The sequence below is a fragment of the Nonomuraea sp. B208 genome (genome assembly GCF_057536035.1).
Genome location: NZ_BAAJOU010000023.1, coordinates 330572 through 349502, shown reverse-complemented (window position 1 = coordinate 349502; position 18931 = coordinate 330572). Strand labels below are relative to the sequence as shown.

18 protein-coding genes and 1 riboswitch are annotated in these 18931 nt (G+C 70.5%); of the genes, 6 read left to right on the top strand and 12 right to left on the bottom strand.

Annotated elements, in window-relative coordinates; translation table 11 throughout:
* Genes AC27IY_RS25515 through AC27IY_RS25495 form a run of 5 tightly spaced genes read right to left on the bottom strand, consistent with a single transcriptional unit; the run spans position 1 to position 3828 of the window.
* A complete protein-coding gene (locus tag AC27IY_RS25515) occupies positions 1-933 on the bottom strand; it encodes an ROK family glucokinase (protein ID WP_344214687.1) in 933 nt (310 codons plus the stop codon).
* 14 nt (positions 934-947) lie between these two features.
* Entirely contained in the window at positions 948-1382 is a 435-nt protein-coding gene (locus tag AC27IY_RS25510; protein WP_487179385.1) for a hypothetical protein, read from the bottom strand.
* Between the two features lie 57 nt (positions 1383-1439).
* Positions 1440-2600, bottom strand: coding sequence for an ArsA family ATPase (locus AC27IY_RS25505; RefSeq protein WP_487179384.1), 1161 nt, complete (start codon positions 2598-2600; stop codon positions 1440-1442).
* Between the two features lies 1 nt (position 2601).
* Positions 2602-3039, bottom strand: a complete 438-nt coding sequence (locus AC27IY_RS25500; RefSeq protein ID WP_344214681.1) for an SRPBCC family protein — start codon at positions 3037-3039, stop codon at positions 2602-2604.
* Positions 3040-3060: 21 nt separating this feature from the next.
* Positions 3061-3828 (bottom strand): metallophosphoesterase family protein, encoded by a 768-nt coding sequence (locus AC27IY_RS25495; protein ID WP_344214679.1) that lies wholly within the window; start codon positions 3826-3828, stop codon positions 3061-3063.
* 138 nt (positions 3829-3966) lie between these two features.
* Here AC27IY_RS25495 and AC27IY_RS25490 point away from each other — a divergent pair, with 138 nt between their 5' ends.
* The 6 genes from AC27IY_RS25490 (at position 3967) to AC27IY_RS25465 (ending at position 10338) form a co-directional block, all read left to right on the top strand.
* Positions 3967-5715: an AMP-dependent synthetase/ligase gene (locus AC27IY_RS25490; RefSeq protein WP_487179383.1), complete on the top strand. Its 1749-nt coding sequence runs from the start codon at positions 3967-3969 to the stop codon at positions 5713-5715.
* Positions 5716-5930: 215 nt separating this feature from the next.
* Positions 5931-6554 carry a DUF6461 domain-containing protein gene (locus tag AC27IY_RS25485; RefSeq protein ID WP_487179382.1) on the top strand — a complete coding sequence of 208 codons (624 nt, stop codon included), beginning with the start codon at positions 5931-5933 and terminating at the stop codon, positions 6552-6554.
* A 190-nt stretch (positions 6555-6744) separates the two neighbouring features.
* On the top strand, positions 6745-7119 hold the full coding sequence (locus tag AC27IY_RS25480) for a hypothetical protein (RefSeq protein WP_487179381.1): 375 nt from the start codon (positions 6745-6747) through the stop codon (positions 7117-7119).
* A gap of 194 nt (positions 7120-7313) precedes the next feature.
* The gene (locus AC27IY_RS25475; RefSeq protein ID WP_344214671.1) at positions 7314-8600 is read left to right on the top strand and encodes an ABC transporter substrate-binding protein; all 1287 of its coding nucleotides are present in this window, start codon (positions 7314-7316) and stop codon (positions 8598-8600) included.
* Positions 8600-9475 (top strand): carbohydrate ABC transporter permease, encoded by an 876-nt coding sequence (locus AC27IY_RS25470; protein ID WP_423452792.1) that lies wholly within the window; start codon positions 8600-8602, stop codon positions 9473-9475. Before AC27IY_RS25475 ends, AC27IY_RS25470 begins: the two co-directional genes overlap by 1 nt.
* Positions 9472-10338, top strand: a complete 867-nt coding sequence (locus tag AC27IY_RS25465) for a carbohydrate ABC transporter permease (RefSeq protein ID WP_487179380.1) — start codon at positions 9472-9474, stop codon at positions 10336-10338. The genes AC27IY_RS25470 and AC27IY_RS25465 overlap by 4 nt, the downstream gene beginning before the upstream one ends.
* 4 nt (positions 10339-10342) lie before the next feature.
* Here the strand turns inward: AC27IY_RS25465 and AC27IY_RS25460 are convergent, their stop codons facing one another.
* From AC27IY_RS25460 to AC27IY_RS25430, 7 genes are all read right to left on the bottom strand, one after another.
* Positions 10343-11455 carry a glycosyltransferase family 4 protein gene (locus AC27IY_RS25460; protein WP_487179379.1) on the bottom strand — a complete coding sequence of 371 codons (1113 nt, stop codon included), beginning with the start codon at positions 11453-11455 and terminating at the stop codon, positions 10343-10345.
* On the bottom strand, positions 11452-12876 hold the full coding sequence (locus tag AC27IY_RS25455) for a M48 family metallopeptidase (protein ID WP_487179378.1): 1425 nt from the start codon (positions 12874-12876) through the stop codon (positions 11452-11454). Before AC27IY_RS25455 ends, AC27IY_RS25460 begins: the two co-directional genes overlap by 4 nt.
* A 29-nt stretch (positions 12877-12905) precedes the next feature.
* Positions 12906-13574: a hypothetical protein gene (locus AC27IY_RS25450; protein ID WP_487179377.1), complete on the bottom strand. Its 669-nt coding sequence runs from the start codon at positions 13572-13574 to the stop codon at positions 12906-12908.
* Between the two features lie 259 nt (positions 13575-13833).
* Positions 13834-15066 (bottom strand): RNA-guided endonuclease InsQ/TnpB family protein, encoded by a 1233-nt coding sequence (locus AC27IY_RS25445; protein WP_487179376.1) that lies wholly within the window; start codon positions 15064-15066, stop codon positions 13834-13836.
* 290 nt (positions 15067-15356) lie between these two features.
* Positions 15357-15893 carry a C40 family peptidase gene (locus tag AC27IY_RS25440; protein WP_364445656.1) on the bottom strand — a complete coding sequence of 179 codons (537 nt, stop codon included), beginning with the start codon at positions 15891-15893 and terminating at the stop codon, positions 15357-15359.
* 73 nt (positions 15894-15966) lie between these two features.
* Positions 15967-16132, bottom strand: a riboswitch (cyclic di-AMP (ydaO/yuaA leader).
* Positions 16133-16450: 318 nt separating this feature from the next.
* Positions 16451-17377: a C40 family peptidase gene (locus tag AC27IY_RS25435; protein WP_371250308.1), complete on the bottom strand. Its 927-nt coding sequence runs from the start codon at positions 17375-17377 to the stop codon at positions 16451-16453.
* 140 nt (positions 17378-17517) lie between these two features.
* On the bottom strand, positions 17518-18840 hold the full coding sequence (locus AC27IY_RS25430) for an NYN domain-containing protein (protein WP_423452798.1): 1323 nt from the start codon (positions 18838-18840) through the stop codon (positions 17518-17520).
* Positions 18841-18931: the final 91 nt, after the last annotated feature.

Genomic DNA, 18931 nt, shown 5'->3' with positions numbered 1-18931 from the left:
CTAGCGCTGCCTGGCCAGGTCGGCGGCGCCGACGACGCCGGCCGCGGCGCCCAGCTCGGCCAGCCTGATGTCGGCGAGCGGCCGGTGTCCGCGCCCGGTTAGCCGGGCGGCGAAGGACTCGCGGGCCCGGTCGATGAACAGGTCGGCGGCCCTGGACACGCCGCCGCCGACGATGAAGCAGCCGGGGTCGAGCACCGCGGCGAGGTCGGCCATGCCCTGGCCGAGCCAGTCGGCGAAGGACGCGAACGCCCGCAGCGCCACCTCGTCGCCCCGGCGGGCGGCCTCGGTGATCTCCTCGCCGTCGATCCTGCCGCCGGCCAGCCCGAGCAGGACGGAGGCCCGCTCCGGCTCGGCGCCGGCCAGCTCCCTGGCCTCCTTGACCAGGGCCTGGCCGCTGGCGTACTGCTCCCAGCAGCCGATGTTGCCGCAGCCGCACGGCCGGCCGCCCGGCTGGACCTGCATGTGGCCCAGCTCGGCGCCCATGCCCCACCGGCCGCGGAAGAGCGCGCCGTCGAACACCAGGCCGCCGCCTATGCCGGTGCCGAGCGTCACGCAGACCACGTGGGACTGGCCGCGCCCCGCGCCGAACCTGGTCTCGCCCCAGGCCATGGCGTTGGCGTCGTTCTCGATGACGACCGGCAGGCCGACCATGTCGCTGATCTTCTTCTGCAGCGGCTCCTCGCGCCAGGCGAGGTTGGGGGCGAAGCGCACGACCGAGCGGGTCTCGTCCACGAAACCGGCCGCGCCCACGCCCACCGCCTCGATCCGCCGGCCCGCGGACAGCTCGCGAACGACGTCGGCCACCGTGTCGGCCACCAGGTCGGGGCGGTCGGCGGCGGTGGGCCGCAGCGTGTGTTCGACGATCTTCCCTTGGTCGTCGACCACACCCGCGGCGACCTTGGTCCCGCCGATGTCGACACCGATCGTGAGCATGCCCGTCGTTCTCCCTATCCCAGATCTATGTGTTCCACGTCGTCGCGGCCGGCCCGGTCGTCCTGCCGCGGCTCCCTCCGGGGGCCCGTCCTGGTGCCGCTCTGCGGGGCGGGGCGGCTCAGCGCGTCGAGCGCGCCCCGGACGGCGGCGAACAGCTCACCGCCCGCGGCCACGAGGTGACCGGTCACGTCGGCGGCGGAGGCGGCGGAGCCGGACTCCCGCTGGTCGGCGATCGCCCGGCAGAGCGGGCAGGCGCGGCAGACGTACTCGTCGTGGGGGTCGGACACGGCCTCCTCCCACACGTCGCGCTCCCTCCGGCCGCCGCCGGTGAACGAGTTGAACACCTGCTTGCCGACCTGGCGCGTGGCGCGCCCCTGGATCGAGTCGAACAGCTTGCGCGCCTCGTCGGCGACGGTGCCGATCGGATCCCTGTCGTTGCTCTCGGTCATCTGGCCCTCCCTGAACCGGCGGCCCTGCCTGCGGGGTCGCTCATCCTCCTCAACTCCTCAGGAGCCGGATTCGCTCCCCGGGCTGAACGCTACCCGCAGCACCCCGTCGCGGAGCGCCGCCCCGCTGATCTTCCTGCGGGCGAGCGCGACGGGCAGGGCGAGGATCCTGCGGTAGGGGCCCGCCGTGACGATGAGCTCGTCGCCCTTGCGGGCCAGGTCGACGTCGGCGCGGTCGGCGCCGGGCAGGTCGAGGGCCAGCTCGTCGGCGCTCATGCGCAGCGGCGGAGGGCTGGCGGGCGGCGCGAACGGGTCGCTGTCGCCGTAGAGCCGCGCGCCGACCTCGGTCAGCGCCTCCCTGCCGACGGGCTCGGCGGGCAGGTAGGGGACGACGTGGACGGGCAGCGGGGCGAACGACTGCTCCGCCTCGGTCAGCAGCCGCGTCTGCGCCGCCACCCACTGGGCGCGCCACTCGTCGGCGCCGCCCGGCGGGAAGACGCGGTTGGCGATGACGCCGTCGACGCGGTAGCCGTACAGGTTGAGCGAGGTGAGGGTGCGCCGGGCCTCGGCCAGCACCACCGACTCGGGCGTGAGCACGAGCCGGACGGACGCCTGGTCGCCGGTGAGCAGCTCGCGTACCTCCATGAGGCCGCGGTGGAAGCGCTCGCCGGCGCTCATGACCTCCTCGCCGGGCGCGCTGACCCTGGCCACGCCGCGCACGAACGGCGCGACCAGCCGCACCAGCCGGCGGCCGACCGGCAGGAGCCGGTTGACGTGCCAGTCGAGCGCCTCGGGCAGGGCCAGCAGGCGCAGCGTCTCGGCGGTGGGCGCGCAGTCGACGACGATGACGTCCCAGCGGCCGGAGCGGGCGTGCTCGCGCAGCTCCAGCAGGGCGATGACCTCCTCCGCGCCGGGCAGCACCGTGATCTCCTCGGAGGTGACCTCGTCCAGGCCCAGCTCCGACAGCACGCCCCTCGCGTAGTCCTGCAGCTCGCCCCAGTGCCGCTCCAGCGTCCGCTGCGTGTCGACCTGGTGCAGGTGCAGGCCGGGCGCCACCTCGCCGGGCTCGACGGCGAGCGCGTCGGCCAGCGAGTGCGCGGTGTCGGTGGAGACGACGAGCGTCTTCAAGCCCCTGCTCGCGGCGAGGGTCGCGGTGGCCGCGGCGGCGGTGGTCTTGCCCACGCCGCCCTTTCCGGTGAACAGCAGGACCCTGGGGTTCACCTCAGCGGCCTTCGACGCGCTTCTTGAGGCCCTTGAGCGCGGTGTCCACGATCACCTTCTCCGCCTTGCGCTTGATCATGCCGATCATCGGCACGCTGAGATCGACGGCCAGCTCGTACGTCACGCCGGTGCCACTGCCCGAGGCGGCGAGGCGGTAACTTCCGCGCAGCTGCGAGACCATCCTGCCGGGATCGACGATCTCCCAGGAGACGCCGTCGTCGCCGTCCCAGGTGTAGCCGAGGGTGTAGGTGTCGCTGATCATGCCGGCGTCGAGGACGAAACGGACCTTGCTCGCCCGGCCGTCGTCACCCGTGCCGAGGACCTCGGCGTTCTTGATCGACCCGGCCCACTCCGGGTAACGGGGGAAGTCGGCGATGACCGCCATGACGTCGGCGAGAGCGGCGTCGATGGTGATGCTCGAAGTGGTGCGATCAGCCATGAGGACACCGTACCGGTCAGGTCACCATTCGAGGATGAAGGGAACGCCCTTCCCCCGGAAATGGCCCACGTTGACGCATTCGGTGCGGCCCACCCGGGCGCGGGCGTGCAGCGGGTTGTGGACGTGACCGAAGAGCGCGTAACGGGGCTGGGTGCGCCTGATGGCCTCCAGCGTGGCCTCGCTGCCACGTTCGAAGCGCCGGGCCACGACGTCGTAGAGCAGCTCGGGCAGGGCGGGCGGGATGTGGCAGCACAGGACGTCCACCTCGCCGACCGCCTCGACCTTGGCGGCGTACTCCTCGTCGCTGATCTCGTTGGGGGTGCGGTAGGGCGTCTTCAGCCCGCCGCCCACGAACCCGAAGCGCAGCCCGCCGATCTCCACGCTCTGGCCGTCGAGCACCTGGTGGCCGGGGCGCAGGTAGTCGGCCCACAGGCGGGGCAGGTCCACGTTGCCGTAGGTGAGGTAGGCGGGGGTGGGCATGGCGGCGAACAGACTGGCGTACTGGGCGCGGACGTTGCGCTCGATGTGCTCGCGCGGGTCGCCGTCGAGCGTCGCCCACAGGGCCGCCGACATGGCCCTGGCCTCGTCGAACCGCTTGGCCGTGCGCAGCCCGATGAACTCGGCGGCCTTCTCGCGGCCGAACAGGTCGGCGAAGATGCCCTGCGCGTGGTCGTCGTAGTCGATGAACAGGATCAGGTCGCCGAGGCAGATCAGCGCGTCGGCGCCCTGCCCGGCGACGGCGAGGGCATCGGCCCTGCCGTGGACGTCGCTCACCACATGGACCCGCATGAGGGGAATCTTACGAGCGGTGGCTGCTAGCGTGATGAATGCCCTTCATAACGCCTCCATGACGACGTGACCTGCGAGGCTACCGGCGCGTAACTTAACGCGATAACGTCCAGGCGTCCTTCGAAGAGGAGTTGATCCGTGCGCGAGTACAGCGTCCCGATCCTGGTCGACGTGCCTGCCTCGGCCAGCCTGGCCGACACGGTCTTCCGGCGGGCCGAGCAGGAGCCCGGCGTCGTCGTCATGCGCCGCAAGACCGACGCGGGGTGGCCCGCGGTCACCGCGTCGGAGTTCCGCGACCAGGTCGTGGCGGTGGCCCGCGGGCTGATCGCGGCCGGCGTGGAGCACGGCGACCGGGTGGCGCTGATGTCCCGCACCCGCTACGAGTGGACGCTCGTCGACTACGCGATCTGGTCGATCGGCGCGGTCACGGTGCCGATCTACGAGACCTCCTCGGGCGACCAGGTGCGCTGGATCCTCTCCGACAGCGAGGCCAAGGCCGCGTTCGTGGAGCTGGACGGGCACGAGGAGACGGTGCGCGAGGCCGCGCCCGAGCTGAAGAACGTCTGGCGCGTCGACGCGCCGCCGCTCGGCGCCGACGTGCCCGCCTCCGAGGTGGACGAGCGGCGCGGTCGCGTCTGCGCCGCCGACCTCGCCACGATCGTCTACACCTCCGGCACCACGGGCCGGCCCAAGGGCTGCCGGATCACGCACGACAACCTGCTGTTCACCGCGCTCAACGTGCTGCGGGGGCCGCTGGAGCCGCTGTTCTCCCGCAAGGAGCCGGCCGCGCTGCTGTTCCTGCCGCTGGCGCACATCTTCGCGCGGATGATCCAGGTGGTGCTCGTCGAGGCGGGCGCGATCATGGCGCACACCCCCAACATGAAGAACGTCGCCCCCGACCTGCAGGACTTCCGGCCGACGTTCCTGCTGGGCGTGCCGCGCGTGTTCGAGAAGGTCTACAACGGGGCCGAGCAGAAGGCCATCGCGGGCGGCAAGGGCAAGATCTTCGCCAGCGCCGTCGAGGTGGCGGTGGCCTGGAGCCGGGCCGAGAGCGCCGGGGGCGCGCCGCTCGGGCTGCGGCTGCGCAAGGCCGTCTTCGACCGGCTCGTCTACTCCAAGCTGCGGGCCGCCACCGGCGGGCGGCTGACCGCCGCCGTGTCGGGCGGGTCGGCGCTGGGCGAGCGGCTCGGCCACTTCTTCAAGGGCGTCGGCATCGAGGTCTTCGAGGGCTACGGCCTCACCGAGACCTCCGCGCCGTGCTCGGTCAACATCCCGGGCGCCAACAAGATCGGCACCGTGGGCAAGCCGCTGCCCGGCGTCACGCTGCGCATCGGCGACGACGGCGAGGTGCTGGCCAAGGGGCGCAACGTCTTCGCCGGCTACTGGAAGAACGAGGCGGCGACCGCCGAAGCCCTCGACGCCGACGGCTTCTACCGCACGGGCGACGTGGGCGAGCTGGACGACGACGGCTACCTGCGGATCACCGGGCGCAAGAAGGAGATCCTGGTGACGGCGGCCGGCAAGAACGTCGCGCCGGGGCCGCTGGAGGACCTGCTGCGGGCCCATCCGCTGATCTCCCAGGCGATGGTCGTCGGCGACGGCCGTCCCTTCGTGGCCGCCCTCGTGACCCTGGACCCGGAGGCGGTGCCCGCCGGGCGGACGGTCGCCGAGCTGCGTACCGATCCCGAGGTGCTGGCCGAGGTGCAGGCCGCGGTGGACCGGGCGAACCAGTCGGTGTCGAAGGCCGAGCAGATCAAGAAGTTCGCGATCCTGGAGCAGGACATCACCGAGGAGAGCGGGCACCTGACGCCGACGCTCAAGGTCAAGCGCAACCTCGTCATGCGTGATTTCGCCGGGCAGATCGAGGAGCTGTACGGCGGGCACTGATCCGGCCCCGGCATTGCGTGATCTGACGCTGGTCGAGCTCGCCGGGCCGGCGGGCATGATGAGCCCGGCGGTCGGTCACCCTGGAGATGGCCGGGCCGGAGGGCTGCCGAGGGTCGTCCAGGCGGATGCGATCGGACTCGCCGCAGCACTGGCCCGGCAGTCCGCTCTGCTGAAAGGGCGCTTGTCGTGTCGGTGGGTGCTGCGAGCATGACGAGATGATCGCGACTCCTGACTACTACTCCTGGTTCTCCCCCGAGCGCTTTCCCGGCCTGGCGGACGCCTACTGCTTCACCTACGTCCGTGGCCTGACGCCTGAGAAAGTGGTGACCCGACTCGGCGTCCGGGTTGAGGACTGCTCCCGCGTGACGCTTGATGAGCTGATCCGGTGGCAGACCTTCGGAGCCGTCGCCGTTGGAGAGTGGGTGCTCCTCGTCGAGGCCTGCAGCGGGCTCGGCGTCACCGAAGAGATCATCATGCCGTTGTCGGCGGGCACCCGTCTCGTCTCCCACTTCTACCTCGACGTCGATGACATGGACTACTTCTACTGGATCGACGACGGGAAGATCCGGTTCGAGTTCGCGCACGAGGAAGGCTATTCCCACTGGGTCAAGGACGGGAGGATCGAGTTCCTGTTCAGGCCCCATGAAAGCTACTCAGAGGAGAAGCCGGACGAACTCGTAGAGATCCTGGAGCGGATCCACTCCCCCGGCCACGCGGTCGCCGGCCCCCACGAAGGACCGGCGTTCCTCCTGGCCGAGCGCTTCACCGGGATCACGATGACGCCGCGGTTGCTGGAGGAATCCACTTACCTGTGCGGAGTCGTTCCTGGATCGAGATGAGCCGGAGAGCGGGCACCTGACGCCGACGCTCAAATTCCGATTTAATCGGCTATATGCCGTCTGACCAGGGGAATCTTCTTTCGATTCCGGCTTTCTCGCCGTCCCTTCCGGGGTATTCTTGCGGCAAAGAAAACGGGACCGGGAATCTCTACCATCCCCGGTCCCTTACCTCACGGTAAGGGAGAACAGCATGGACATCAAGGAAGCAGGCCCCGCGTTCACCACGGCTCTGGAGAACGAGCTCATTCAGATTCGGGCGGACCAGCGCGAGCTGGCGCAGGACCTCACCGAGCGCATCAACGGGGTCGGCAGGCGGCTCAAGAGCCTCGACGCCAAGGTCGAGCTCAGGTTCTCGTCGGTCGACGCCCAGCTCCAGATCCTCGATTCGCGCATCAAGGTCATGGACGCCAAGTTCGAGGGCAAGTTCGACGCGGTGAACAGCCGTCTTGACGTGGTGGACAGCCGTCTCGGCGCGGTAGAGAGCCGGCTCGGCGGCATGCAGGAGACGCAGCAGGAGATGCTGGGCGTGCTGGTCGGTATTCAGCGGAGGCTGGAAGCCGCCTGATCCACAGGGGCGTCTCGAAGGGCGGGTTCGCGGTGAGCGGGCCCGCCCTTTTGTGCGCGTACGGCCGGACTCGAGCTGCGGTGTGGGGGCTTTGTCATGAAATCGTGCTTTGACAAGTGGGAAATGTTGGCTTTTCGATGTATGAAAGTGCGCGAAGTCGGGGGAATCTGAAGGTTCGGGTAGGAGGACCTCACATGGACCATCGGCCGCCGTTAACCCGTCGTTCTCTGTTCCTCGGCGCCGCCGCGTTCGGCGTCCCGGCCATTCTCGCCGGATGCGGATCCGGCAGTCCCTCCCCCGCTCCCGGCGGCTCGTCCTCCGGCGGCCTCGGCACCGTCACCCTGGGCTCCAACGCCTCCGACGAGGTGCCGAAGAAGTCGCTGGAGGCCCAGATCAAGGCGTTCACGCAGGGCGCGGTCAAGGTCAACACCGTCGACCACAACACGTTCCAGGAGAACATCAACCGCTACCTGCGCGGCACGCCGGACGACGTGTTCACCTGGTTCGCCGGTTACCGCATGCAGTTCTTCGCCGAGCAGGGCCTCGCCCTCGACATCTCCGACGTGTGGCGCGACATCGGCGGCGACTTCACGCAGGCGTTCAAGGACCAGTCGACCGGCGTGGACGGCAAGCAGTACTTCGTGCCGTCCACCTACTACCCGTGGGCCGTCTTCTACCGCAAGAGCGTCTGGGAGGAGAAGGGCTACCAGCCGCCCAAGACGCTGGACGAGCTCACCGCGCTGGCCGGGAAGATGAAGGCCGACGGGCTGATCCCGATCGCGTTCGCCGACAAGGACGGCTGGCCGGCCATGGGCACGTTCGACATCCTCAACATGCGGACGAACGGCTACGACTTCCACATCCAGCTCATGCAGGGCAAGCAGTCGTGGACCGACCCGAAGGTCCGGCAGGTGTTCGACACCTGGCGGGGGCTGATGGAGTACCACCAGCCGGCCGCGCTGGGCCGCACCTGGCAGGAGGCCGCGCAGTCGCTGGCGCAGAAGAAGACCGGGATGTACCTGCTCGGGATGTTCGTCGCCCAGCAGTTCCCCGAGGCCGACCGCGACGACCTCGACTTCTTCACCTTCCCCGAGATCAACCCGGCCTACGGCACCGACTCCATCGACGCCCCCATCGACGGCTACATGGTCTCGGCCAAGGCCAAGAACGTGGACGGCGCCAAGGCGCTGATCAAGCAGCTCGCCCAGGCCTCGTCCCAGAACATCGCCACGGGCCTCGACCCGGGCACGCTCGCCTCCAACTCCAAGGCCGACACCTCCGGCTACAGCGCGCTGCAGAAGCGCGGCGCGGAGCTCGTGTCGCAGGCCAAGCACATCGCCCAGTTCCTCGACCGCGACACGCGGCCCGACTTCGCCTCCACGGTCATGATCCCCTCGCTGCAGTCGTTCGTCGGCAAACCGGACGAGATCGATCCGCTGCTGGCGAGCATCGAGAAGCAGAAGGCCACCATCTTCCGCTGATGAGCGCGAAGACCCGTCGCTACTCCGCCCGCGACGTGACCGTCCTGGTCGCCGGGCTGGGGGTGGCCATCGTCGTCAATGTGGGCCTCGTCTGGGGGCCCACGCTGGCCAGCGTCGGCCTGTCGGCCACCGACTGGAACGGCATCGGCCCGATCGAGTGGATCGGCGGCCGGAACTACGAGGATCTGGCCGGGACGTACCCGCCGTTCTGGTCGGCCGTCCGCAACAACGTGTTGTGGCTGGCCTTCCTCGGGCTGGTCGCCACGCCGTTCGGGCTGTTCTGCGCGGTGCTGCTGGACCGGCGGCTGCGGATGTCGCGCGTCTACCAGAGCGCGCTCTACATGCCGGTCGTGCTGTCGCTGGCCGTCGTGGGCTTCATCGCCCAGCTCGTCTTCTCCTCCGACTACGGCGTGCTGAACGCGGTCAGCGGGCTGCACGTGGACTGGCTCGGCGACAGGGCGGTCAACATCTGGGTCGTCATGGTCGCGGCGGGCTGGCGGCACGTCGGCTACGTCATGATCATCTACTTGGCGGGGCTGAAGGCGGTCGATCCGGCGCTGAAGGAGGCGGCGGCCATCGACGGGGCGAGCGAGCGCCAGGCGTTCTTCCGCGTGGTGTTCCCGACGCTCCGGCCGGTCAACGTGATCGTGCTGGTGATCACGGTGATCGAGGCGCTGCGGGCCTTCGACATCGTCTACGCCATCAACAAGGGCAGGAACGGATTGGAGCTGCTGTCGGTGCTGGTCACCGAGAACATCGTGGGCGAGGCCAGCCGGATCGGGTTCGGCTCGGCGATCGCGGTGATCCTGCTGGTCATCTCGCTGGGGTTCATCGTGACGTACCTGTCGCAGCTGTTCCGGGGGGAGGAGCGGTGACGGCCGCGCGGGTGCGGCCGCTGCGGGTCCTCCTGCACGTCTTCCTCGGGCTGGTGGCGCTGGGCTGGCTGCTGCCGCTGGCGCTGGCGGTGTACGCGTCGCTGCGCCCGTACGACGAGACGGCCCGCCTGGGCTACTTCTCGCTGCCGGAGCGGCTGACGCTCGACTACTACGGTGAGGCGTGGAGCCAGGCCGAGCTGCCCCGCTACTACCTCAACACCTTGATCATCGTGATCCCGGCCCTGGTGTTCACGCTGCTGCTGGCGTCGTTCACGGCGTTCGCGATCGCGCGGGTGCGCATCCCCGGCCGCCGGACGCTGCTGATCGTGTTCACGGCGGGCAACCTGCTGCCGCCGCAGGCGCTCATCACGCCGCTCTACACGCTCTACACGATGGTCCCGCTGCCCGCGTGGCTGTCGGACTCGCAGTCGCTGTACGACTCCTACCTCGGGCTGATCCTCGTCCACGTGGCGTTCCAGTTCGGCTTCTGCGTGTTCGTCATGGCGAACTTCATGCGCACGATCCCGGAGGAGATCACCGAGGCGGCGCTGGTGGACGGTGCGAGCGTGTGGAAACGGTACTGGCGGCTGACCATGCCGCTGTGCCGGCCGGTGCTGGCGGCGCTGGCCACGCTGCAGTTCACCTGGATGTACAACGACTTCCTGTGGGCGCTGGTGCTGATGTCGTCGGGCGACAAGCTGCCCGTCACCTCGGCGCTGAACAACCTGCGCGGCCAGTTCTTCACCGACTACAACCTGCTGGCGGCCGGCTCGGTGCTGGTGGCGCTGCCGACGCTGATCGTCTTCCAGCTCCTGCACAAGCAGTTCGTGGCCGGGCTGACGCTCGGCGCGACCAAGGGGTGATCCGTCAGAGGAGGGCGTGGAAGCGGGCCGCCACCTGCTCCCACGTCCACTCCCGCGTGATCCACTCGCGGCCGTTGGCGCCCATCTTGCACGCCTTGTCGGGATCGGTGAGCAGTTCGACGACGGCCTGGGCGATCTCGGCGGGGTTCTCGCCGTCCACGACGAGGCCGGTCTCGCCGGGGCGTACGGCGTCCGGCGCGCCCCCGGACGCCCCGGCCACCACGGGCAGCCCCGTCGCGGACGCCTCCAGGAACACGATGCCGAGCCCTTCCACGTCCACGCCGTTCCAGCGGGTACGGCACGGCATCGCGAACACGTCGGCCGCCGCGTAGTAGCCCGGCAGGTCCGCGGCCGGGACGGTGCCGGTGAAGCGGATGGAGGGGTGCCCGCCCGCCAGCCGCTCCAGCTTCCCCCGGTACGGCCCGCCGCCCACCAGCAGCAGGAGGGCGTCCGGCACCGCCCGCAGCACCCGAGGCCAGGCCGCGATGAGCCGGTCCTGGCCCTTGCGCGGCACCAGCCGCGACACGCAGACCACCACGGGACGGCCCGCGAGCCCCGGCACGGCGGCCCCGGGCAGGCCGGGGCGGAACTGCCCGGCGTCCACGCCGGGGGCCAGCCGGACGAGCTTGCCGGGCGCGATCGCGGCCTCCAGCCGGCGGCGGGTGTAGTCGCCGAGGTAGGTCACCACGTCCGCGTGCGCGCCGATCCTGCGCAACACGGCGCGGAAGCCCGGCGCGCTCGCCCACGACGCCTCGTGGCCGTGGGTGAGCATCACCACGCGCCGCGCGCCGGCCCGGCGCAGGTGCGGCGCGAGCAGGCCGAGGGGCGCCGCCGCGCCGAAGACGACGGTACGCGCTCCGTGCTCGGCCACCAGCCGGGCGGCCCGGCGCGCCACGTCGGGGGTCGGCAGCATGAGCCGCGTCGGGTGCCGTACGACCGGGTACGGCTGCCGCCGGTCGAACTCCTCGCAGCCCGGCCAGGCGGGGGCGTAGACCGCGACGCCCGGCGTGCGGAGCGCGAGCCCGTGCACGAACGACTGGATCCCGCCCGGCCGCGGCGGGAAGTCGTTCGTGACGACGACCACCCTGGTGTCCGGATCTGGTGCGGAGTGGGTCACGGCGCGTTGACGCCGTTCAGTCGCGCCCAGGCGCGGGCCATGGCGATGCGTTCGGGGCCGGAGGGATGGGAGGCATAGAGGACATATTCCACCGCATCGGGCGACAAGTCGGAAATGTTGGAAAGGGCGAGGCGTTTCTGCATGGCCACGAACGTCTCCGGGTCTCTCGTCAGCTCCAGCGCGTGCAGGTCGGCCCGCGCCTCCACCTGCCGGCTGACCACGTTCTGGACGGGGCCGAGGAGGAGGGTGCCGAGGCTCATCAGGCCCATCAGCGCCCCGGCCGCGCGCGGGTCGGCGATCGAGGGGACGGCGGCGCGGCGGCGTACCAGGTCGAAGATCAGGAACAGCAGGACGGCGCCCAGCGCCGCGCCCAGGCCGGCGAGGAGCGTGCCGTGGAGGACGTCGTCGTGCTTCGCGTGGCCCAGCTCGTGCGCGACCACCAGCTCCACCTCCGCCTCCGGGGCGCGCAGCAGCGTGTCGTAGACGACGACGCGGCGGGTGGCGCCGAAGCCGGAGACGTAGGCGTTGAGCGCCGTCGTACGGCGTGAGGCGTCGGCGACCAGCACGTCCTCCACCGGCACGCCGTCCCGCTCGGCCATCGCCAGCAGGCTCGTGCGCAGCGGGCCCTCGCGCATCGGGGTGAAGTCGTTGAACATCGGCTCGAACACCACGGGATAGACGAACGAGGCCGCCACCGTGAGGGCGAACGCGCCCGCGGCCGCCGGGATCCACCAGCGGCGGAACCGGCGCGCCAGCGCCACCAGCGCCGTGATGGTCAGGGCGAGCAGGAACGCCTCGACGGCCGCGTTCTTCAGCCGGTCGCCGCTCCAGGACGGCCAGGTCTGGGTGGACAGGCCGTACTCGCGCAGGACGGTCTCGAACCACATGCCGAGGGGCCAGCGGAGCGCCAGCGTGGCCGCGGCGATCACCGCCACGCCCAGGATCGTCCGCAGCCACCACGGGCCGCGCAGCCACCCGGTCGCCCGCGCGCCGAGCGGGGTGGCGACCAGGAGGCCCGCGACGAGGACCGTCAGGGCCAGGGAGAGGTAGCTCGGCAGGCTCGTCGCGGCGTCGAACGCCTGGGAGCGGGCGAGCTGGGCGGCGGTGAAGTCGCGGGCCGGGCCGGGCGGCTCCCCTGCGGTCAGCAGCGCCTGCCAGGGGGTGGTGAGGGCGGCCACGCCCAGGACGAGGGCGGCGAGGACGGCCAGCGCGAGCGCGGCCTGGCGGCGCAGGCGGACCTCGCCGCCCTCCTCCTGGCCGTCGTAGGCGGGCGCGCCGCTCACGGCCCGATCGCCGCCTTCATAGGCGGGCGCGCCGCTCACGGCCCGATCGCCGCCTTCATAGGCTGGCGCGCCGCTCATGGCCCGATCGCCGCCGTCGCCCGCGGGCTTGGCGCCGTCCGGCGGCCGGCGTTCGCTCATCTGCCTCCCCCTCCTACGCTCTCACGCTCTCACGCGAGCTGTTCGCGCACGTACGCGCGCCAGCGGGCCGTCAGCGTGGCCGTGGAGAGCCCGAGCCCGGCGAGTGCCCGGTCGGCGCCGTCCACCCGGGCCTCACGGTAGAGGCGTACCAGAGTCCCCTCGCCGAAGCGGTCGGCGAGGAAGCGACACGCCAGCCAGGCCTCCTGGTACGCCCGCGCGAGCCGCGCCGGGTCGTTCCCGTCGGCGGCGAAGGCGGCGGGGCCGGGCAGTGCGGCGGGCAGGCGTCCCGCGCGCACCTCGTCCGCCAGTTCGGCGGCGGCCGTCCGTACGGGCAGTCCCGAGTCGCGGTAGCCGACGTAGTCGGCGAAACCCTCGTACAGCCAGATGGGGAGGCGGTCGGTGCCGGCGGCGACGTGGGTGAGCTCGTGCGCCAGGACGACGTCCCTGCCGGTGGGGTTGAGGCGGGCGAAGACCTCGGGGACGACGAGCACCCGGTCGCCGTCGGCGAGCGCGGCGAGGCCCTCGATCGGGCCGGTCCCGGCCAGGCGGGCCGCCTCGGCGGCGGAGGCGGGGACGACGACGAGCGGGCGTACGGGCTCGCCGAGGACCGTTCCGACGCGGAGCGCGGCCGTGTCGGCCAGCCGCGCCAGCTCGGCCAGCGACACGGACGAGGCGGACGTGGCCGGGGCGATGATCACGGACCGTGTCCCACGGACGGTGACGGACTCCCCTGGCCACAGGGCACGCGCGCCCGCGAGCGGCGCGGGAGCGTCCGCGATCGGGACGAGGGCGAGAGCGACGAGGAGCGGCGCCAGGAGGAGAGCCGCCGGGGCGGCTCGTCGGCGTCGGCTCACCTGGTCGGACACGATGCTCGATGTTGACGCGCTCCCCGGCGTGATCGCCGAGGATTCAGCCTGTGCCGCCTGGTGTCACGCGGCACTTCTGTGGCTTCCTGTTTCATCGACCGTGCCCCCTCGCTCGCCCCGGATGGGCGGGCGAGAGGGTCTCACCGGTCTCCGCAGGCGTTTTCCGTCTCCGCTTCCCGCCCATCTCAGGCACGGGTTTCCGTCCAGCGGCGACGATCCGACGTCCTTCGGCACGGATGTTGATCTCGGCATTGACATCCCGGTCGTGGGTAACCCCGCAAGGGCAGGTCCACTTCCGTACGGCCAGCGGCATCTGCCCGGCCAACGCTCTGCAGGCCGAACAGAGCTTGGAGGAGGGGAAGAACCTGCCGACCTTCACGAACGTCCGGCCGTACAGCTTCGCCTTGTACTCCACCATACCGATGAACGATGCCCAGCCCGCATCGTGCACGCTCTTGGCCAGCCTGGTGCGTGCCAGTCCCTTGACCGCCAGATCCTCCACATAGATCGCTTGGTTTTCGCGGATCAGCTTCGTGGACAACTGGTGGTGGAACTCGCGGCGCGCGTCGGCGACCTCGGCATGCCGGCGGGCGATCTTCACCCGGGCCTTGGCCCGGTTCTTGCTGCCTTTCTCCTTGCGTGACAGGGCAATTTGCGCCCGCTTGAGGTTCTTCTCCGCTCGGCGCAGGAACCGCGGGCTGTCGATCTTCCGTCCGCCCGACAGCACCGCGAAATGCGTCAGGCCCAGGTCGATCCCGGTCTCGGCTTCGATCGCGGGCAAAGGAGTCTGGGCGGCCTCGACCACGAAAGAAGCGAAATGCCTCCCGGCGGCATCCCTGACCACGGTGACAGAAGAGGGCTCGGACGGCAGGCTGCGTGACCAGCACACCGCCACATCACCGATCTTCGGCAGCCGCAGCTTGCCGGCCGGGGTGATAGCGAAACGCGCGTTGCGGGTGAAGCGGATCGCCTGCCGGTTGTCCTTGCGCGACCGGAAACGCGGCGGCCCCAGCGCGGGCCCCTTGCGCGTTCCGGACCTGGAGGCGAAGAAGTTCCGGAACGCCGCACAGGCGTCGGACAGCGCCTGCTGAAGCACCACCGCAGACACCTCGCCAAACCAGGAGCGCTGCGGTGTCCGTTTCGCCTGGGTGATCACCAGGCGGGACAGTTCCGCGTCGGTGACGAACGGCAAGCCCTGCTGGTGGACGTGATTGCGCAGCGCGACCGCGTCGTTGAACACCACCCGGGCGCACCCGAACGCCCGCGCGAGCGCAAGGCGCTGGCCGGGGGTCGGGTCGATCCGAAAGGAGTACCGCAGCTGCACTGGGTAATCCTACGGTTGGGTCATGGGCGAGTGCAGCGATATCAGGTCCGGCGGGCATTCCGTCTTCGTGCTGCACCCGCATCTGTTCTTCGTGACGAAGATCCGGCATCCGGTGGCCACCGGCAAGCGCCTGGCCCCGGCTGCAAGAGAGCGAGCTGGTCGGCTTCACCTCCGGGCCGAAGGCCGGAGGTGAAGCCGACGGTTCCGGTAGCCGGGCCGGACGGGTGCCCGGGGTGGGAAAAGGCGACAGCCCCGCCCGATCCCGTACGGGGATCGGGGCGGGGCTGTGGTCACATACCGGGACGGACCGCGCCGACGAACGACGATTTACGCCATCCGCTCAGCTTGTCGATACGTACCCGTTCGCCGGTCCTGGGCGAGTGGATCATCTTGCCCTTGCCGACGTACATGCCTACGTGGCCGAGCCCGTTGAAGAACATCAGGTCGCCTGGCTTGAGCTTTTTCCAGGAGACCTTCGTCCGGGTGCGGGCGAACTGGCTGCTCGCCACGCGCGGGAGCCTGATTCCGGCCTTCTTCCAGGCGTACTGGACGAGTCCGGAGCAGTCGAACGAGCCGGGGCCGGTGCCGCCGTAGCGGTACGGGTCCCCGATCTGGTTCTTGGCCACGGCGACGGCCCGGTGAGCCTTCGCCTGCTGCCGAGCGACCTTGCGCGCCTTGGCCGACCTGGCGGTCTTGACGGCCTTGGCGGACTTCGACGACTTCGTGCTGGTCTGCACCGAGGTCGTGGAGGTCGTGGCCGCGTCGCTCGTGGTCGCCGCCTGAGCCGCCGGGGCGTGGAGGACCACACCTCCGGCCGTCACGGTCATGGTGAGCGCCGCGCCACTCAGGGCAAGACGGGACAGACGGGGGTTATGCGGGGAGGTAGACAGGATTTCTCCTTGAGACTTCCACGAACGCCTACCGGGTTAGCTGACGGATTCGGGCCTGGAAGTAGCCCTACGGCGCGTGCGAACAGCGCCGATTCACCCCTGATCCCCTAGGGAGGGGGATCGGTGGTTCCCCGGCTCCGTGCCTCCTGGCTGCACGGATTCGGCAGGTCGCCGCCCCGTCGAGGTTTTTCTCATGGGGATGTACGGGAGGCGACCGGCGGATTCTGCGGGCGACATGGCGTGTCACCGCGACGCCAGAAGCTACGCCGACACGTCACGAATCGGCAAAGCGGACGACGGCTTGTCAAGATCAGACAAGGGGTCGAGTCAGGATCGAAACTCCTGCTCGGCGACCGGGCTCCGTTACCGGAATGTGACCATACTCACACTTCTCAGGACAGGGTCCAGTAAGGGGCGATTTGTCACTTTCGTCACAGTTTTCACTGCGATAACAGGGCACCGCGTCGCCGGCGCGGGAGGACGTACGGACGGCCTCAGGGACGGATGGCGCCCACGAGCCGCCGCCCGTAGGCCGACAGCTTGACGACCTTCACGACGTCGCCTGTCTGCGGCGCGTGAACGATCTGCCCGTTGCCCGCGTAGATACTGACGTGCCCCAGTCCTTCGCTGAAGATGAGGTCCCCGGGCTGCAGCGCGTCCAGGCTCACCCGGCGGTTCGCCCCCCAGGCCCACTGCTGCCACGTCGTACGCGGCAGCGAGACCCCCGCGGCCCGCCAGGCCGCCTGCGTCAGGCCGGAGCAGTCGTAGCCGCCCGGGCCCGTCCCGCCGAACACGTACGGCTTGCCGATCTGCGCGTAGGCGAAGCGCAGCACCGAGGCCGCGTTGCCCGACGCGGAGCCGGTGTACTTCATGCCGGTGCTGTTGGGGTTGCCTGGGTTGTAGGCGTTCAGCTTCTCCAGCAGCTTCTTCTGCTGGGCGATCAGCTTGAGGATCTCCGCGCGTTCCTTCTGGACCCCGTCGCGCTCCTTGTCGGCCGCCTCCAGGGCCTTCTCCGCCTTGTCCCGCTCGGTCTTGAGCCCGCGGTTCTCCCGGTCGAAGGCGCTCAGCTTCTCGGCCCGTTCCTTGGAGATCTGGCCGGTCAGCGCGAGGCGGGCGAGGAAGTCGTCGGGGTTGTCGGCGCCGAGGAAGCCCGGCAGGGACGTGACGTCGCCGCCGAGCTGGTAGCTGTCGACGGCCATGCTGATCACCTGGGCGCGCAGGTCGGCGACGGTGGCCAGCTTGCGCTTGTAGCTGTTGTCGAGGTCCGTGTAGCTGGACTTCGCCTTCTTGTACCGCTCCGTGGCCGTGTTGTAGCGGTCGACGACCTTGTCCGCCTTGTCGTTGAGCTTCTCCAGCTTGGCCTTGGCCTGAGCGAGCGTGGGTTTGGGATCGGCGATCGCGGCCCCGGTGGGAGTAAGCACCAGTCCGAACGCGATCCCCGCGGCCACCGGTACCCGGCCAAACCTCACTGCGTCGCCTCCCAGGGTAAACATCTGGGGCGAATAGTACAGAAGTGGCGGGTGAGGTCTCACCTCAATGGGTAAAACCTTAAATTCGTAATCTAGGCGCGACCAAGCCGGCGCAACAGCAGAGCAGACGGAACCGGTCTGGCTCCCATCCGCCGCACCGATTCGGCCACCTCGCGGTCGGAGGACACGACGGCGATGGCCCGCCCCGGCGGCTCGACCCGGACGAGCTGCCGGATGAGGTCGTCGGCGATCTCCCCGGGGTCGCTGAAGAGCACCCGCACCCCGCGCGGCGCGACGACCTGCACGGGGGCGTTGAGCTCGGCCCCGTCGAAGACGACGGTCACCTCGACCCTGGTCTGCGCGGCCAGCCCGCCGAGGTTGGTCATGAGCCGGTTGCGCTGGTCGGCCAGGGTGAGCGTGCCGTAGCCGGTCTTGGTGACGTTGTAGCCGTCGATGATGAGGTGGATCTGCGGGATCGCGAGGAGCTGGTCGAGCAGCTGCGGGTCGTCGTCGGCCAGCGCTCGCGCGGGCACGCCGCGCACGCCCGGCCGCTCGCCGGGGTGGGCCGCGACCGAGTCGGCGGGCCGGCTGATGGTGGCCGGCAGGCCGAGCTCCCTGCGCAGCCCGGCCGAGGCGTCCTGCAGGGCGTCGAGCAGCACCCGGATGCGGGCGTCCTCCAGGCTGCGGCCCTCGCGGGCGGCCCGGCGCGAGGCTTCGAGCTGCTTCTCGACGTCGGCCAGCCGCTCGCGCAGCCGCCGCAGCTCGGACTCGCCCGCGCTGCCCGCGGCCACGGCGGCGGTGCGGGCCTCCTCGGCCACGCGCTCCATCTCCTCGGTCCTGGCGAGCGCGGCCTTGGCCCGCTCGCGGGCGTCGTGGAGCTTGCGCCGCAGGTCGGAGTTCTCGGCGCGGGCGGCCTTGAGCTGCTCGCGCAGCCGGTCGGACTCCTCCTTGGCGGCGCTCTTCTGCGCGGCGAGCTGCTCGCGCAGCCGGGAGACCACCTCCTCGCGCTCGGAGCCCTCGGCCGCCGCGGCGGACTGCTGGAGATCGCTCCGGGCGAGCTCGATCATCTCCTCCCAGCCGGGGGGCCGGGTGAGGTAGGCGGCCGCGGCCACCAGCACGGGGTCGGCCGCGGGCGGGATCTGGCCGTCGGCCAGCGAGGCGACCAGCTCGGGCCAGCCCGCGGCCACCGACTCGGCGACCAGCTCGCGGAACTTCTTGTCGTTCTCCAGCTGCGCGGCGATGGGCGCGCTGCCCAGTTTGGCCCTCTTGCGCGCCTCGAACTTGGCGATCCCGCGCAGCGGCGGCGGGATGGAGACAGCGGGCAGTGTCCCGAGAACGGTGGCCGCCAGGTCCACGACGTTGAGCCGTACCTGCTCGGGGAGCGGGCGAGACAAGCCTTCACCCGCTGAACTCATCCCACTTGTCCCTTCGTGACATGCCCTTTCAGACAAGGGTACGGCTGCCGCGTACCTGACCGTAACGGCCGCCTGTGTATGGACGAGCGCT